This is a genomic window from Salipiger sp. ABN3_019 (assembly GCF_056158605.1).
Genome location: NZ_JBSWTP010000010.1, coordinates 182,663 through 198,113, shown reverse-complemented (window position 1 = coordinate 198,113; position 15,451 = coordinate 182,663). Strand labels below are relative to the sequence as shown.

Genomic DNA, 15,451 nt, shown 5'->3' with positions numbered 1-15,451 from the left:
CCGGGGCGCGGCTGACAGAGTATCGGGGGTGTTGGCGGGGATGCTGGCTGGCGTCGAAGCGGGCGACGGCGCAGCAAAAAGGCCACCGGAGCGAAACGCTCCGGTGGCCTTGGAAATCGTTACTGACAGTGGGCGGCGAAGCTCGCCGCGCCGCTGCGCGTGATTAGTTGCAGTACTGCGGGGTGACGTCGTCGCAGACCACGCCTGCGGTCGCGCCGACAGCAGCACCGATGGTGCCGTCACCACCCGTGGCGCGGTCGACGAGATAGCCTGCGCCAGCGCCGATGCCTGCGCGCGGAAGGTCCGAGTTCTCACAGGCTGCGACACCAAAAACCCCGAGGACTGCGACAATGCGGATAACGTTTTGCATGTGGGAAACTCCCTGTGTTCCGTAAGTTGAAGTCGCTCCTCAACGCCACGGAATTGGTGAAGGTTCCATACATCTTTTGCTTTTGTCCCGGCGTGGGCGCCCGCCCGCCGATCCGGGTGGGCGGCGCTGCGCAAGCCTGCCGATCGGCCACTGCGTTGACGCGACGACAGGCTGGCGGTCGCGCGCAAATCTGCTCTGCGCTTGGCAAAACCAAACGCCGATGCGCCGTGCTCTGAAAGAAAAGAAGCGGGCGTGCGGTCAGGGGATGAGCCGCAGCGCCCGCGAGGGGAAGGGTAACGGTGAGCAACGAGCGCAGCAGAACGCCGCGTCATTGCCCGCAACACCGTCAGGCTGCACGACTCGCCGGCCGTCTCCAAGCGATATCCAAAAGGATATGCCAGACCGGCCTGTTTCCGCGCATCACGCGGAAAGGACAGCGAGTTCACGCCCATTCGTTCCCCTCTTCGAAGGCTTCGGGGAACGAGGCACGCGCGACCACCGGATCGATGATCAGCATCGCCTCGTAGCTTTCGGGATCGAAAGGATCGTCGTAGGGCAGCACTTCGCGGCCAAAGAGCCAGGACAGCCGCCCGGCATCGAGGTTTCCGCGTTCGAAGGGCTGATCGCCGAAATGCGCCCAGAGCGACGCCATGAACCCAAGGTCCGCGCGCTTGTCGGCCGCCTTGCGGTCACGATAGCGCTCGCGCCGCGTGATCGCGGTGATCCCTTTGGGATTGGCTCGGCGAATGGTGAATTGAAAGTCCGTGCCGGGAAGCCGGCTCGGAAAGCCACGGTGCTTCAGCATACCGGGCCCCCCTTTGTAAGGGCCCGTGGAAGCGGGCGGTGGTAGTCGGCCCTGCGGGGCCGGTAAGGCGGGACGGACCCGAAGGCCCGTCCCGTCGGCAAGTTACTTGTACTTGCCGGTGTAGACGGGCTCCGCGGTAACGGGCTCGGGATCCACGACCACGTACTCTTCTTCCTGCTGGCCGCCGCAAGCGGAAAGGGTGGCAACGAAGCCGAGCATGGCAAGCAGTTGGATGCTCTTGGACATCTTGATCTCCTGTCAGATTCTTCAGGGCGGACAGACCGTATCGGCCCTGCCAACCCTCGTTCCGGTGTTACGATTGCTCGCGTGCAATCATTCCCCAACATAGCGCAAGTTACGAAAAAGAAATACGTAACTCGCTTCGAGAGCAAAAATTCTCCCGCCGGACCCGTAAAATAAGAGGAAAATGAGCGGATTTCCGCGCGTGCAGGGGTCATGATCAGAAGGCCTCCCATGCGCAAATCCCGCCTTTTGGGCTATAGGCTTCGAAATATTGGGGTATTCCGGGTGCGGGATCACCAAATGCGACCGGTTCAGCCATAAGCGAGATCACGATCAGCGCAGGCAGCTTGTCGCGACCGCCAAGCCGCGGTAGCGCGAAACTGTCGCACAAATGCTGCATGTCAGGTGACACAGCGGCAAAGTCCATCGGCATGTCACCCCCGATACGGGGCGCAAGGAAGCGAAAACGCTCGGTCGAAGAGGCGCTGTCCCAAAGCGAGTTGTAGAAGGTGACGGGCATGCCAGAGGGCACTGCCACGGCGCTCTCCTCTTGCGCCGTGGTCTGGCCCGGCGCGATGGCCGCAGCCAACGCCAGAATGCCAAATCCGATCACCCTCGTCACAAGGATCTCCCCGTTCCTCATCTCGTGCAGCGGTCCGCTACGGCGCTCAGGCCGCCCAGTTTACCCAGCGCGCCCGGTTGGCGCGGTCTTCCAGAACTTCGGCGATCCGAGCCTCGACCGCCTTGCGCGGCAGCGCCCCGGCAACCTCTCCTCCGGCCTCGACGCTCACCCCGCCCGCGCAGGGGCGCACCCGCACCACGGGCGCGAAGCCGCGCAGATCGCGCAACGCCCGCCACATGTCCTGCCGGACCTGATGCGCCAGCCGCTCAAGGCGGCCAACGGGCGGCAGCAGCGTCTCGACCTTCAGGTCGAACCGCGCCGGGCTGCGCCGGGCGAGGGTCAGTGCCTCGCCCTCGCGTTCCATATGCCATCCCTTCACGCGCATCGGTCTCTCCGGCTCAGAGCGGAATGTTGTCGTGCTTCTTCCACGGATTGCTGAGCTGTTTGTTTCTCAGCATCGCGAAAGCCCGGCTGACCCGGCGACGGGTAGAGCGCGGCTGGATCACCTCGTCGATGAAGCCCCGCTCGGCCGCCACGAAGGGATTGGCAAAGCGATCCTCATAGTCGGCCGTGTGCTTGGCGATCTTCTCGGCATCGCCAAGGTCGGCGCGGTGGATGATCTCGGTCGCGCCCTTCGCGCCCATCACCGCGATCTCGGCGGTGGGCCATGCGTAGTTCACATCGCCGCGCAGGTGCTTGGAGCTCATCACGTCATAGGCCCCGCCATAGGCCTTGCGGGTGATCACCGTAACCTTGGGCACCGTCGCCTCGCCAAAGGCAAAGAGCAGCTTGGCACCATGCTTGATCACGCCGCCGTATTCCTGCGAGGTGCCCGGCAGGAAGCCCGGCACGTCGACGAAGGTCAGCAGCGGGATCTCGAAACAGTCGCAGAAACGCACGAAACGCGCGGCTTTCTTCGAGCTGTCGATATCGAGGCAGCCCGCCAGCACCATCGGCTGGTTCGCCACCACGCCCACCGTCTGGCCTTCGAGGCGGATGAAGCCGGTGATGATGTTCTTGGCGTGCTCTTCCTGGATCTCGTAGAAATCCCCCTCATCCGCGACTTTGGTGATCAGCTCCTTCATGTCGTAGGGCTGGTTCGCATTCTCGGGGATGATCGTGTCGAGCGAGCTTTCCACCCGCTCCACCTCGTCGAAGAAGGGCCGCACCGGCGGCTTCTCGCGGTTGTTGAGCGGCAGGAAATCGACAAGGCGGCGCACTTCGGCCAGCGCCTCGACGTCATTCTCGAAAGCGCCATCGGCAACCGAGGATTTGCGGGTGTGGGTGGTCGCGCCGCCAAGTTCCTCTGCGGTCACCACCTCGTTGGTCACCGTCTTCACCACATCGGGGCCGGTGACGAACATATAGGAGGTGTCTTTCACCATGAAGATGAAGTCGGTCATCGCCGGGCTGTAGACCGCGCCGCCCGCGCAGGGCCCCATGATGACGGAGATCTGCGGGATCACGCCCGACGCCATGATGTTGCGCTGGAAGATCTCGGCGTAGCCCGCGAGGCTGTCGACGCCTTCCTGAATGCGCGCGCCGCCGGAATCGTTGAGGCCGATCACCGGCGCGCCGTTCTGCATGGCCATATCCATGATCTTGCAGATCTTCATGGCATGGGTGGCCGAGACCGACCCGCCGAGCACGGTGAAGTCCTGACTGAACACATAGACCATGCGCCCGTTGATCGTGCCCCAGCCGGTGATCACCCCGTCGCCGCTGGGACGGTTCTTTTCCATGCCGAAATCGGTGCAGCGATGCGAGACGAACATGTCGTATTCTTCGAAACTGCCCTCGTCGAGCAGCAGCTCGATGCGTTCGCGCGCGGTCAGCTTGCCTTTGGCGTGCTGCGTGTCGATCCGCTTCTGGCCACCGCCAAGACGTGCATCGGCGCGGCGCGCCTCCAGCTCGTGAAGAATGTCTTTCATGTCCAATCCTCTCCGTTTGCCCGGACCATACAGTGGAGGCCCTTGCACTCAAGTCAAATTCGGCAAATTTGCAAACTCAGGAAATACCTCCTTGAGCAAATAGCAAATTAGCAAAAATTGCTTCAACGCGATGATACACGTGGACTTTGAGAGGCCCCCGGCATACGGGAAACCCATGAGCACCAAAGCCCGCGTCCGTTTTCTAGACGCCTCGACCCCGCCACATCTTGTCACGCTTGTCCTGCTTGCCGGGCTTTCAGCGCTTGCGATGAACGTATTCCTGCCGTCGCTGCCGCAGATGACGGCATATTTCGACACGGAATACCGGCTGATGCAGCTTTCGGTGGCGATCTACCTCGCCGTCAACGCGGCGCTGCAGGTGGTGATCGGCCCGATCTCGGACAAGCTGGGACGCCGCCCGGTGATCCTCTGGGGCGTGGCGCTGTTCATGGTGGCGACGCTGGGCTGCATCTTTGCGCCGAATGTGTCGCTCTTCCTGTTCTTCCGCATGTGTCAGGCGGTGATCGTCACCGCCATGGTGCTGAGCCGCGCCGTGGTGCGCGACATGGTCAGCCAGGAAGAAGCCGCCTCGATGATCGCCTATGTCACCATGGGCGTCGCCGTGGTGCCGATGGTCGGCCCGGTGATCGGCGGCGCGCTTGGCGAGTTGATGGGCTGGAAGGCGATCTTCTGGATGCTGTTCATTCTCGGCGGCGCGGTGCTGTGGCTGAGCTGGCGCGACCTTGGCGAGACCTCGACCGCCTCCGGCCTGTCGCTGGCGCAGCAGTTCCGCGAATACCCCGAACTGCTCACCTCGCCGCGCTTCTGGGGCTACGCACTGGCCTGCGCCTTCTCGTCGGGCGCGTTCTTTTCCTACCTCGGCGGCGCGCCCTTCGTCGGGTCCGAAGTGTTCGGACTGACCCCGGCGTCGCTGGGCCTGCACTTTGGCGCGCCGGCGGTGGGCTACTTCCTCGGCAACTGGATTTCGGGAAAATTCTCGGCCCGCATCGGCATCAACAAGATGATCCTCTGGGGCTCGCTGATCCTGACCGCTGGCCTTGGCGCCGCGCTGATCACCTTTGCGCTGACCGGCGGCTCGGCGCTGATCTTCTTTGGCTTCATGTGCTTCGTCGGCCTTGGCAACGGCATGACCATTCCCAATGCCACCGCAGGCACGCTCTCGGTGCGCCCGCATCTGGCAGGCACAGCCTCGGGCCTCGGCGGCGCAATCATGATCGGCGGCGGCGCGGCGCTCTCGGCGCTGGCCGGGGCGCTGCTGCAGCCGGGCACCGGCGCATGGCCGCTGCTGTGGCTGATGATGGCGACCTCGGTCGCGGCAATACTGTCGATCCTCGTGGTGTTCTGGCGCGAAAGACGGCTCGCAGGTCTGGACGCCGGGTAAGGAGTTTGCAAAATTGTTCCCAGTGGGGAGCAAAGGCGCAAACATGGCAACACGGAAACTCTATGCCGGGGCGAAGCTGCGCGATCTGCGCGGACGGCTGGGGCTGACCCAGAAAGAATTCGCGGCGAAGCTCGGGATTTCCCTGCCCTATCTGAACCAGATGGAAAACAACAACCGCCCGGTCTCGACCACGGTGGTGCTCGCGCTGGCGCAAGAGTTCGGCTTCGACGTGACCGAACTGGGTCAGGGCGATTCCGAGCGGTTGATCTCGGACATGCGCGAGGCGCTGGCTGACCCGATTTTTGGCGAGCACACGCCGCCCTTGGCCGATCTGCGGCTCACCGCCTCCAACGCCCCCGCCCTTGCCCGCGCGTTTCTGGAGCTTCACCGCGCCTACCGGCAGACCCACGAGCGGCTCGCCTCGCTCGATGAGGCGCTGGGGCGCGAGGGCACGCAGATGCAGCCCTCGCCTTGGGAAGAGGTGCGCGACTTCTTCCACTATTGCGACAATTACATCGATGCCGTGGACCGCGCCGCCGAGCATTACGCGCACGGGCTGGGGCAAGGCGGCGCCGACCTGCGCGGCGCGGTGCTCGCGCATCTGCGCGAGCGGGGTATCACCGTCGAGTTTCAGCAGTCCGCACCGCTGCGCAACTATGACGCCGAGCGGCGGGTGCTGACCCTCTCGTCGCTGGCGCAGCCCGAGACGCTGACCTTCCAGATGCTGATCCAAGTGGCGCTGCTGCGGCAGGAAAAGCTGCTGGAGGCGACGCTCGATCTCGCCCGCTTCCAGTCGGAAACCGCGCGCGGCATCGCCAAGCTCGGCCTTGCCAATTACTTCGCCGGGGCGGTGATGATGCCCTATGCGCGGCTGCTGGAGGCGGCGCAGGAAACCCGCCACGATCTGGAGCTTCTGGCCGCGCGCTTTGGTGCCTCGGTCGAGCAGGTGGCGCATCGGCTCTCGACGCTGCAAAGACCCGGCGCCAAGGGCATTCCCTTCTTCTTTGCGCGCGTCGATCAGGCCGGAACCATCACCAAGCGCCACTCGGCCACGCGGTTGCAATTCGCCCGTTTCGGCGGGGCCTGCCCGCTGTGGAATGTGCATCAGGCCTTTGAGACGCCGAACCAGTTCCTCCGCCAATTGGCCGAAACACCCGATGGGGCGCGCTATGTGCTGCTGGCCCGCGATGTCACCAAACCGGCGGGCCGCTTCGGCGCCCCGGTGCGGCGCTTTGCCATCGCGCTGGGATGCGAGGTGAAACACGCGGGCGCGCTGGTCTATGCAGACGGTATGGACCTCAGCCGCGACCGGGCGTTCGAGCCGATCGGCATCTCGTGCCGCATCTGCGAGCGCACCGACTGCCACCAGCGCTCGGTGCCGCCGCTCGAGAAGAAGATGTCGATCCACCCCGAGCGTCGCGGCATCCTGCCTTACACGCTGGAATAGCGCTCAGCCCTCCTGCAGGCGCAGCGCCCGCTTGGTGGCAAAGACTTCCTGCCGCTCGACCCACGGGTATTTGTGGTCATCCACCACCGGCCCCCAGTAGAGCTCACCGCCAAAGCGCCAGGGATCGAGCACGATGCCCTCTTTCATCGTGCCGCCCTTGTGGCTGACGATGACCGAGCTGTGCTCGATGCGGAACGTCTTCAGCGCGTTGGCGATGCCGCGGTGCATGTCGATGGTCTGGAAATTCTCCTGCTCGAGCCGGGCCTGCAGATCGTCGGCCCACTGGTAGCACAGGCCACGCGGGCGGGTGCCGTTGTTGACCTTGATGTTGTGGATATAGGCCGGGTCGGTGACGTTCCATTTCACCGCAAGCTCGCGCGGGTAGTCGATCGAGATGCGCGCCATGCGCTGCGCTTCCTCGGGATCGACACCCGGACCGAGATCCTCGATCGCTTGCGCCAGCGCGAGGTATTCAGAGGGCGGCGGCGCGGGCACATGCGGATCGCGGGTGCCTGCGCAGGCCGAGAGAAGCGAGGCGGCCAGCAGCAGCGGCAGCAGAGAGAGGCGGGAAAGGAACTGGGGCACGGCTCGGACGGTCTTGTTGCTGGGAAATGGAACTGAGACTGACCTAGCGCGCCAGAGGGGGGCTGTCGAGCGTGGAGCGCTCATCCCTCTGCGCAGCGCGCGCCGGGCGGGCGCCTGCCCGTGGGATGGCGCTGCTACGCTTGAGGTCTGCACTTTATCCCAGCCAGATCCCGGCCAGTTCCGCGCGCTTTCGATCTGTTGCGCACCGATGACAAAGCGCCAGCCCGCCGGGACGGGCAGGCGCGCGCCCGGCGCCTTCGGCTTGATTCCGGGCGACCAGGCACTCCTCCCCCTCGCAGCGCCTTGCGGGGCGTTGCTCGGGGGGGTAAAGGCAACGGGACTTTGACGGACATTCACGGACAGGGGGAACCCATGTCGATCGACATTCAGACGGCGGCACGTGTCGCCAAGCTGGCACGCATCCGCGTGGAAGACGAGGCGCTTCCGGCGCTGGCACAGGAATTCAGCAATATCCTCGACTTCATCGAGCAGCTGAACGAGGTGGACGTGGAGGGCGTCGAGCCGATGGTCTCGGTGACCCCGATGCGCCTCAAGCGCCGCGCCGATGGCGTGACCGATGGCAACATGCAGGAAAAGATCCTCGCGAACGCCCCCGATGCCCGCGAAGGGTTCTTTGCCGTGCCGAAGGTGGTGGAATGACCGAACTGAACAAGCTCAAGCTCTCTGAGGCACGCGACGCGCTGCGCAAGGGCGACGTGACTTCGGTCGAACTGACCGAAGCCTGCCTGAAGGTGATCGAGGGCGCGGATGCGCTTGGCGCTTTCGTGCACAAGACCCCCGAGATCGCGCTGGAGCAGGCCAAGGCCGCCGACGCGCGCATCAAGGCGGGCGACGCGCCTGCCATGTGCGGCCTGCCGATCGGCGTGAAGGATCTCTTCTGCACCAAGGGTGTGCCGTCGCAGGCGGCCTCGGCGATCCTCGAGGGCTTCACCCCCGAGTATGAATTGACCGTCACCAGCCAGCTGTTCGACGCGGGCGCGGTCATGCTGGGCAAGCTCAACATGGACGAGTTCGCCATGGGCAGCTCGAACGAAAACACCTGCTACGGCCCCGCGGTGAACCCGTGGAAGCGCACCGGCGACGACACCAAGCTGACCCCCGGCGGCTCGTCGGGCGGCTCGGCTTCGGCGGTTTCGGCGGACCTGTGCCTTGCGGCCACCGGCACCGACACCGGCGGCTCGATCCGCCAGCCCGCCGCCTTCACCGGCATCACCGGCATCAAGCCGACCTACGGGCGCTGCTCGCGTTGGGGCATTGTCGCCTACGCCAGCTCGCTCGATCAGGCTGGCCCGATGACCAAGGACGTGCGCGACGCGGCGATCATGCTGCAAGCGATGTGCGGCCACGATCCCAAGGATTCGACTTCGGCCGATCTGCCCGTGCCCGACTTCGAGGCGATGCTGACCGGCGACATCCGCGGCAAAACCATCGGCATTCCCCGCGAATACCGCGTCGACGGCATGCCTGAGGAAATCTCGAAGCTCTGGGACGAGGGCGCGAAGATGCTGGAAGATGCGGGCGCGAAGGTCGTCGAGATCTCGCTGCCGCATACCAAATACGCGCTGCCGGCCTACTATGTGATCGCCCCGGCGGAAGCCTCGTCGAACCTCGCCCGCTATGACGGGGTGCGCTACGGCCACCGCGCCAAGCTGAGCCAGGGCGAAGGCATCAACGACATGTACGAGAAGACCCGCGCCGAAGGCTTCGGCCTTGAGGTGCAGCGCCGCATCATGGTCGGCACCTATGTGCTGTCGGCGGGCTTCTACGACGCCTATTACAACCGCGCCCGCAAGGTCCGCACGCTGATCAAGAAGGACTTCGAGGATGCCTTCGCCGCAGGGGTCGACGCGATCCTCGCGCCCGCGACGCCCTCTTCGGCCTTTGGTATCGGAGAAATGAAGACCGCCGATCCGGTGCAGATGTATCTCAATGACGTGTTCACGGTTACACTGAACCTTGCCGGGCTTCCGGGCGTTTCGGTCCCGACGGGACTCGATTCCAAGGGGCTGCCGCTTGGGCTGCAGCTGATCGGGCGTCCGTGGGAAGAGGGCGACCTGCTCAACACCGCCTATGCGCTGGAGCAGGCCGCCGGGTTCGCGTCGAAACCCGCCAAGTGGTGGTAACGGCGCCGGAATAAAGGACGAGGGCAGAGTGATGACTCGCATTTTCTTCGGTGGCGCGGCTCTGCTCGCGCTGACCGCCTGCACCACCCCGATCCCCGACAGCGGGCCGGGGGTCGGTTTTGACGACTACGGAAGCTATCAGGCCGAGCGCGCGCAGCGTGACGCCGCGCTCGAAGGCAGCGCGCCGGTGGATTCCTCGACGCTGCCGCCGGCAGGTCGCGATTCCAGCGACCCGGCGGTCGCCGCGGCGACCTCGGTGCTCGACGGCCCGGCAGAGGGCGCGCCGCTGCCCACCGCCGCCGCCACTCCGGCACCGCAGTCGGTGACCGATTCCGCAGGGCTTTCGGAAGAGAACAGCTTTGACGCGGTCTCGGCCGAACGGACCATCGCCGACGACAAGGCCCTGATCCAGCAGAACCGCGCGCAATATGAGGTGGTCGCCCCGACCGACCTGCCCGCGCGCCCCGACTCGGATGCGCCGAACATCGTGGCCTATGCGCTGCAGACCACCAACCCGGTGGGCACGCCGCTCTACAGCCGTTCGAGCTTCTCGTCGGATGCGAAGGCGCAGCGCAACTGCGCCAAATACGAGACCACCGACCGCGCGCAAGAAGCCTTCCTTGCCGACGGTGGCCCCGAGAAGGACCGCAACGGCATCGACCCCGATGGCGACGGCTTCGCCTGTAGCTGGGATCCGGCCCCCTTCCGCGCCGTGCGCGGCTACTGACGGGCAGGTGCAGCCGATCTGGCACCCCTCCGACAATTTCGGGCCGCGCCGACTTGGGGCGCGGCCCGACATCGTAGTGCTGCACTACACCGCGATGAAAAGCGCCGAAGCGGCGCGCGACTGGCTGTGCAACTCCGAAAGCGGCGTCTCTGCGCATTACGTGCTGGGCTATGACGGCACCTGCTGGCAGCTGGTGACCGAAGAGATGCGCGCGTGGCACGCCGGGCTGGGCGCATGGGGCTCGGTCGCCGAGGTCAACTCCCGCTCGATCGGCATCGAGATCGCCAACACCGGCGACGAGCCTTTCCCCGACGCGCAGATGGACGCGCTGGAGGTGCTGCTTTGCGGCATCCTCGAGCGCTGGCAGATCCCGCCGCAGCGGGTGATCGGCCATGCCTGCATGGCGCCGGGACGCAAGATCGACCCCGGCCCGCGCTTCGACTGGGCCCGTCTGGTGCAAAAGGGGCTGGCCGTCGATGCCGCGCCGCAGACACCCGGCGACGCGCCCGACCAGTTCCGGCAGGACGCGCATCGCTTCGGCTATCGGACAGAGCCCGAACAGCTCGATGCGCTGCTGAAATCCTTCCGCGACCGCTTTCGCCCCGGCGCCACTGGACCCCTCGACGATGAGGATCGCGCGCGGATGGCCGGGCTTGCTGCGTGCTGGCCCGCCGCCTGACTTCGCGCTCATCTACGAACATTTTCGCTGCCAAACAGGAGCCGCCCCTGCGGCGATCTGGGAGCTGGCGCGGCAGGGGCGGGTGCGTCCCCCGGCGCCAAGGCCGGGGGCGCTGTGCCGCGTTGGCCGCGAACCGTTGCGCGGGCAGGAACCGGGCAGGAACCAGGCCGGGCCGGAACCAAGCTGGCGGGAACGGTTGGCACCCGGGTGGAGACGAGACGGCACCACAGAACCATACCGCCGGCCCGGTCTTGGCGCAGGTCTGGAATACCCCACCCCCGCCAGCCGCTGAATTCTCACACCAAGGTGAGACGCGCAGGGGGGTGCGACAATTAATTTTGATCTGGATCAAAGGAGATGATTGCCCGGAAGTTGGTCGCATTCTAAAAGGATGATCAGACTAAGGGCGTGGAGGAGTTTAGTGCGCGCCCTTGCGAGGGACGTACCTATACAGGAGGCACGCAATGGCAGATGCAGCCATTCACGGCCACGAGCACGAGGACGACCGCGGGTTCTTTACCCGTTGGTTCATGTCGACGAACCACAAGGATATCGGGATTCTCTACCTGATTACCGCAGCGTTTGTTGGTCTCATCTCGGTGGCCTTCACCGTTTACATGCGTCTGGAGCTGATGAGCCCCGGCGTCCAGTACATGTGCATGGAAGGCGCGCGCCTGTTCCCGACCGCGGTCGAGAACTGTACGCCCAACGGGCACCTGTGGAACGTGATGATCACCGGCCACGGCATCCTGATGATGTTCTTCGTGGTGATTCCCGCGCTGTTCGGCGGTTTCGGCAACTACTTCATGCCGCTGCAGATCGGCGCGCCGGACATGGCCTTCCCGCGGATGAACAACCTCAGCTACTGGCTCTATGTGGCTGGCTCGACGCTGGCGGTCTGCTCGGTCTTCGCGCCGGGCGGCAACGGCCAGCTCGGCTCGGGCATCGGCTGGGTGCTTTATCCGCCGCTGTCGACCAATGAAGCGGGCATGTCGACCGACCTTGCGATCTTTGCTGTGCACGTCTCGGGTGCCTCGTCGATCCTTGGCGCGATCAACATGATCACCACCTTCCTGAACATGCGCGCCCCGGGCATGACGCTGTTCAAGGTGCCGCTGTTCTCGTGGTCGATCTTCGTCACCTCGTGGCTGATCCTGCTGTCGCTGCCGGTTCTGGCCGGCGCGATCACCATGCTGCTGACCGACCGCAACTTCGGGACGACCTTCTTCAACCCCGCTGGCGGCGGTGATCCGGTGCTTTACCAGCACATCCTGTGGTTCTTCGGCCACCCGGAAGTTTACATCGTGATCCTGCCCGGCTTCGGCATCATCAGCCATGTGATCGCGACCTTCTCGCGCAAGCCGGTCTTCGGCTACCTGCCGATGGTCTGGGCGATCATCGCGATCGGCGCGCTTGGCTTCGTTGTCTGGGCCCACCACATGTACACCGTGGGCATGTCGCTGACCCAGCAGAGCTACTTCATGCTGGCCACGATGGTCATCGCGGTGCCGACGGGCGTGAAGGTGTTCAGCTGGATCGCGACGATGTGGGGCGGCTCGATCGAGTTCAAGACGCCGATGCTCTGGGCGATCGGCTTCCTGATCCTCTTCACCGTCGGCGGCGTGACCGGCGTGGTGCTGAGCCAGGCTGGCGTCGACCGCGCCTACCACGACACCTACTATGTGGTCGCGCACTTCCACTACGTGATGTCGCTGGGTGCCGTCTTTGCGATCTTCGCGGGGATTTACTTCTACTTCCCCAAGATGACCGGCAAGATGTACCCCGAGTGGGCGGGCAAGCTGCACTTCTACGTCATGTTCGTCGGTGCGAACCTGACCTTCTTCCCGCAGCACTTCCTTGGCCGTCAGGGCATGCCGCGCCGCTACATCGACTACCCCGAGGCCTTTGCCCTCTGGAACCATGTGTCGAGCTGGGGCGCGATCATCTCCTTCGCCTCGTTCCTCTTCTTCTTCTGGATCATGTGGCACTCGCTGCGCAAAGGCGCGGCCTGCACCCAGAACAACCCGTGGAACGAATACGCGGACACGCTGGAGTGGACCCTGCCTTCGCCGCCGCCCGAGCACACGTTCGAGCAGCTGCCGAAGCGCGAGGATTGGGACAAGCACCCCGCCCACTGAGCGCATAACGCTCTGAGCGATTGACATAGACCGGCCCCGGGGGAACCCTCGGGGCCGGTTCTCATTTGCGGGACCGCCACAGCAAGGTTCCCACGATGCCCCTGCCCCGCCGCTTCGCCGCCATCGCCGACATTCACGGCAATTCCGACGCCTTGAGCGCGGTGCTGGCGCGCATAGATGCCATGCAGATCGAGCTCGTGGTGAACCTCGGCGATATGTTCAGCGGTCCGCTCGCGGCCGGTGAGACGTGGGAGATCCTCCGCGCCCGCCCGATGCCCACGGTGCGCGGCAACCATGACCGCTACCTGATCAGCCAGACGCCAGAAGAGATGGGCATGTCTGACCGCGCGGCCCATGACGAGCTGCCGCCGGATGCGCTGGACTGGCTGCGCGCCCTGCCGGTAACGCTGGAGATGGGCGAGGCCTTTCTCTGCCATGCCACGCCCGGCGCCGATGATCGCTACTGGCTGCATGACGTGGACGCGGGCGGCATGGTCCATCCCGCCGGTGCCGCGCAGATCGCCCGGCATCTTCAGGGGATCCCGCAGCCGCTGGTGCTTTGCGCCCACACCCATCTGCCGCGCGTTGTCAGCTGGCAACGGCACTGCGTCGTGAACCCCGGCAGCGTCGGATGTCCGGGCTACACCGACATTCACCCGGTACCGCATGTGGTCGAGACCGGCACGCCCCACGCCTGTTTCGCGGTGCTGGAAACCGAGGGCGCGGCTTGGCACGTCGCGCATCATCATGTCCCCTATGATCCCGCGCGCATGGCACAGCGCGCCCGCAGCCGGGGCCGCGCGGAATGGGCCGAGGCGCTGACCACGGGCTGGATCAGCCGCGAGGCGGCAAATCCCATTGGGCAGACCGCGGGCGGGTGATACATTCCAGCCATGCCATACACTTGGACGATGGACACGGGGGGAGACGGCACGCAGGAGGCAGAGCTGAGGCTCTGGCCGCATCAGTCGCTGTCGGCCAAGGGGTTCGTCACCTTCATCGGGATCTTCTTCTTCATGGCGCTGATCCCCTTCTACGGCCTCTTGGGCACGCTTCTGCTCTGGGGGCTGCTGCCCTTCATGCTCGCCGCGCTCTGGGGGATCTGGTACGCGCTGCGGCGCAACGAGAAGGACCGGCAAATCCTCGAAGTGCTCACCCTCAGCCCCGAAACGACCCAGCTTTTGCGGCACAACCCGCGCGGCCCGGCGCAGGACTGGCAGAGCAACACCTATTGGGTCAGCGCGCAGATGCATGAGAGCGGCGGGCCGGTACCCTACTATGTGACGCTCAAGGGGGCGGGGCGCGAGGTTGAGATCGGCGCATTTCTGAGCGAAGAGGAGCGCAAGGCGCTCTATCTCGAGCTCTCCGACCGGCTGCGGCTCATGGCGCGGCCCTGACCGCGCGAAAGGTATCCATGGCTCAGGTTCCTGCCACCCCGAAGATGAAGCGCCGCGCCCTGCGTCTTGCCGCCGCGCTGTCGCCGTCTCTCGCTGAACGCCTGTCGCCCGCCCCTTCCGAGCAAGCGGCGCTGGCGCTGCGCGCGGCCCGCCATGGCCGCCCTCGCCCGCGCGCCGAAGAGGTGGTCTTCCTCCTCCCACTGGTCGGGCCAGAGCATGTGGGCGATTGGCAGGCGGTGACCGAGCGGCTGGCCCAGACCCTTCAAAGCTTTCGGCGCCAGAGCGGCGCGTGGCGCGCGGTGATCTGCTGCCAGCAGCGCCCGCCCCTACCGGGCGCGCTCGCCGAAGACGAGAGGATCAGCTGGCTGCCCTTCGACGACCCGACCCCCGGCAATGACAAGTGGCGCAAGCTGGCGGCGCTCTGCAATCATCTCGGCAGGGTCTGCAAAGCCCCGGCCTATGTGATGAGCTTCGACGCCGACGACCTGCTGCGCGATGGCGCCGTGGCGGAGATGCTGGCGCGTCAGGCGCCGGGCTATCTGGTGGAGCAGGGCTATGTCATGGACCACGCCACCGGCGATGTGGCGCTGGCGGGCGCGCCAACTGTGGCCCTGCCGCTGCGCAAGCCGTTCTGGAAGCTCTGCGGATCGTGCATGGCGCTGCATCACGACCCGGCGCTGCCACAAAGCGCCACCTTCCTGCGCGAGATGACGCAGCACGAGCACCGGATGTTCCCCTATCTCGCCGCGCTTTCGGGGCAGGCGCCGGTGCCGCTGCAGCGGCCTTCGGTGCTCTATGTGCTCAATCACGGGGAGAACTTCGGCGCGCGCCGGGGCCGCGTGGGGTTCAAGACCCGTTTTGTCCAGCGCTTCCGCCTCGAAGATGCCGCTGAACTGGCGCAGGTGGCGGAAGAGTTTCCCGCCCCCTGACATCTGTGCTGCAACTCTCTTTGAAGAGAGTT

17 protein-coding genes are annotated in these 15,451 nt (G+C 65.3%); 10 read left to right on the top strand and 7 right to left on the bottom strand.

Translation table 11 applies throughout. The annotated features are described in order from the left end of the window. Positions 1–163: 163 nt before the first annotated feature. The 6 genes from ACXAD2_RS22960 to ACXAD2_RS22935 form a co-directional block, all read right to left on the bottom strand. Positions 164–370, bottom strand: a complete 207-nt coding sequence (locus ACXAD2_RS22960; protein WP_066108546.1) for a hypothetical protein — start codon at positions 368–370, stop codon at positions 164–166. 442 nt (positions 371–812) lie between these two features. Continuing rightward, positions 813–1,175: a hypothetical protein gene (locus ACXAD2_RS22955; protein ID WP_066108543.1), complete on the bottom strand. Its 363-nt coding sequence runs from the start codon at positions 1,173–1,175 to the stop codon at positions 813–815. A gap of 102 nt (positions 1,176–1,277) precedes the next feature. Further along, a complete protein-coding gene (locus ACXAD2_RS22950; RefSeq protein WP_176806568.1) occupies positions 1,278–1,421 on the bottom strand; it encodes a hypothetical protein in 144 nt (47 codons plus the stop codon). A gap of 214 nt (positions 1,422–1,635) precedes the next feature. Further along, entirely contained in the window at positions 1,636–2,040 is a 405-nt protein-coding gene (locus ACXAD2_RS22945; protein WP_475175521.1) for a DUF6497 family protein, read from the bottom strand. A gap of 46 nt (positions 2,041–2,086) precedes the next feature. Next, entirely contained in the window at positions 2,087–2,425 is a 339-nt protein-coding gene (locus ACXAD2_RS22940) for a hypothetical protein (protein WP_164179448.1), read from the bottom strand. A gap of 13 nt (positions 2,426–2,438) precedes the next feature. After that, positions 2,439–3,971, bottom strand: coding sequence for an acyl-CoA carboxylase subunit beta (locus ACXAD2_RS22935; RefSeq protein ID WP_224906037.1), 1,533 nt, complete (start codon positions 3,969–3,971; stop codon positions 2,439–2,441). Positions 3,972–4,146: 175 nt separating this feature from the next. On the opposite strand from ACXAD2_RS22935, the gene ACXAD2_RS22930 reads away from it, so the two are divergent. Both ACXAD2_RS22930 and ACXAD2_RS22925 read left to right on the top strand, forming a co-directional pair. Next, the gene (locus ACXAD2_RS22930; RefSeq protein WP_475175512.1) at positions 4,147–5,373 is read left to right on the top strand and encodes a multidrug effflux MFS transporter; all 1,227 of its coding nucleotides are present in this window, start codon (positions 4,147–4,149) and stop codon (positions 5,371–5,373) included. Between the two features lie 43 nt (positions 5,374–5,416). Continuing rightward, entirely contained in the window at positions 5,417–6,820 is a 1,404-nt protein-coding gene (locus tag ACXAD2_RS22925; protein ID WP_164179442.1) for a helix-turn-helix domain-containing protein, read from the top strand. Positions 6,821–6,823: 3 nt separating this feature from the next. Here the strand turns inward: ACXAD2_RS22925 and ACXAD2_RS22920 are convergent, their stop codons facing one another. Continuing rightward, positions 6,824–7,405 (bottom strand): hypothetical protein, encoded by a 582-nt coding sequence (locus tag ACXAD2_RS22920; protein ID WP_475175506.1) that lies wholly within the window; start codon positions 7,403–7,405, stop codon positions 6,824–6,826. A 372-nt stretch (positions 7,406–7,777) separates the two neighbouring features. Between ACXAD2_RS22920 and gatC the strand changes: the two genes are divergently transcribed. From gatC to ACXAD2_RS22880, 8 genes are all read left to right on the top strand, one after another. Next, positions 7,778–8,065, top strand: coding sequence for an Asp-tRNA(Asn)/Glu-tRNA(Gln) amidotransferase subunit GatC (gene gatC, locus ACXAD2_RS22915; protein WP_475175501.1), 288 nt, complete (start codon positions 7,778–7,780; stop codon positions 8,063–8,065). Then, positions 8,062–9,549 (top strand): Asp-tRNA(Asn)/Glu-tRNA(Gln) amidotransferase subunit GatA, encoded by a 1,488-nt coding sequence (gene gatA / locus ACXAD2_RS22910; RefSeq protein WP_475175497.1) that lies wholly within the window; start codon positions 8,062–8,064, stop codon positions 9,547–9,549. The genes gatC and gatA overlap by 4 nt, the downstream gene beginning before the upstream one ends. Positions 9,550–9,580: 31 nt before the next feature. Continuing rightward, entirely contained in the window at positions 9,581–10,276 is a 696-nt protein-coding gene (locus ACXAD2_RS22905; protein WP_475178365.1) for a hypothetical protein, read from the top strand. Positions 10,277–10,283: 7 nt separating this feature from the next. Then, complete coding sequence (locus ACXAD2_RS22900) at positions 10,284–10,955, top strand: N-acetylmuramoyl-L-alanine amidase (RefSeq protein WP_475175494.1); 672 nt, start codon at positions 10,284–10,286, stop codon at positions 10,953–10,955. Positions 10,956–11,419: 464 nt separating this feature from the next. After that, a complete protein-coding gene (gene ctaD, locus ACXAD2_RS22895) occupies positions 11,420–13,093 on the top strand; it encodes a cytochrome c oxidase subunit I (RefSeq protein WP_066108512.1) in 1,674 nt (557 codons plus the stop codon). 95 nt (positions 13,094–13,188) lie between these two features. Further along, positions 13,189–13,974, top strand: coding sequence for a metallophosphoesterase family protein (locus tag ACXAD2_RS22890; RefSeq protein ID WP_475175491.1), 786 nt, complete (start codon positions 13,189–13,191; stop codon positions 13,972–13,974). 12 nt (positions 13,975–13,986) lie between these two features. Further along, positions 13,987–14,490: a DUF2244 domain-containing protein gene (locus ACXAD2_RS22885; protein ID WP_475175486.1), complete on the top strand. Its 504-nt coding sequence runs from the start codon at positions 13,987–13,989 to the stop codon at positions 14,488–14,490. 17 nt (positions 14,491–14,507) lie between these two features. After that, positions 14,508–15,419, top strand: coding sequence for a hypothetical protein (locus ACXAD2_RS22880; RefSeq protein ID WP_475175481.1), 912 nt, complete (start codon positions 14,508–14,510; stop codon positions 15,417–15,419). Positions 15,420–15,451 lie beyond the last annotated feature (32 nt).

Bases quoted from the DNA above. Each gene is read 5' to 3' on its own strand.
- ACXAD2_RS22960 (WP_066108546.1), bottom strand. From the start codon at position 370: ATGCAAAACGTTATCCGCATTGTCGCAGTCCTCGGGGTTTTTGGTGTC.
- ACXAD2_RS22955 (WP_066108543.1), bottom strand. From the start codon at position 1,175: ATGCTGAAGCACCGTGGCTTTCCGAGCCGGCTTCCCGGCACGGACTTT.
- ACXAD2_RS22950 (WP_176806568.1), bottom strand. From the start codon at position 1,421: ATGTCCAAGAGCATCCAACTGCTTGCCATGCTCGGCTTCGTTGCCACC.
- ACXAD2_RS22940 (WP_164179448.1), bottom strand. From the start codon at position 2,425: ATGCGCGTGAAGGGATGGCATATGGAACGCGAGGGCGAGGCACTGACC.
- ACXAD2_RS22935 (WP_224906037.1), bottom strand. From the start codon at position 3,971: ATGAAAGACATTCTTCACGAGCTGGAGGCGCGCCGCGCCGATGCACGT.
- ACXAD2_RS22930 (WP_475175512.1), top strand. From the start codon at position 4,147: ATGAGCACCAAAGCCCGCGTCCGTTTTCTAGACGCCTCGACCCCGCCA.
- ACXAD2_RS22925 (WP_164179442.1), top strand. From the start codon at position 5,417: ATGGCAACACGGAAACTCTATGCCGGGGCGAAGCTGCGCGATCTGCGC.
- gatC (WP_475175501.1), top strand. From the start codon at position 7,778: ATGTCGATCGACATTCAGACGGCGGCACGTGTCGCCAAGCTGGCACGC.
- gatA (WP_475175497.1), top strand. From the start codon at position 8,062: ATGACCGAACTGAACAAGCTCAAGCTCTCTGAGGCACGCGACGCGCTG.
- ACXAD2_RS22905 (WP_475178365.1), top strand. From the start codon at position 9,581: ATGACTCGCATTTTCTTCGGTGGCGCGGCTCTGCTCGCGCTGACCGCC.
- ctaD (WP_066108512.1), top strand. From the start codon at position 11,420: ATGGCAGATGCAGCCATTCACGGCCACGAGCACGAGGACGACCGCGGG.
- ACXAD2_RS22890 (WP_475175491.1), top strand. From the start codon at position 13,189: ATGCCCCTGCCCCGCCGCTTCGCCGCCATCGCCGACATTCACGGCAAT.
- ACXAD2_RS22885 (WP_475175486.1), top strand. From the start codon at position 13,987: ATGCCATACACTTGGACGATGGACACGGGGGGAGACGGCACGCAGGAG.
- ACXAD2_RS22880 (WP_475175481.1), top strand. From the start codon at position 14,508: ATGGCTCAGGTTCCTGCCACCCCGAAGATGAAGCGCCGCGCCCTGCGT.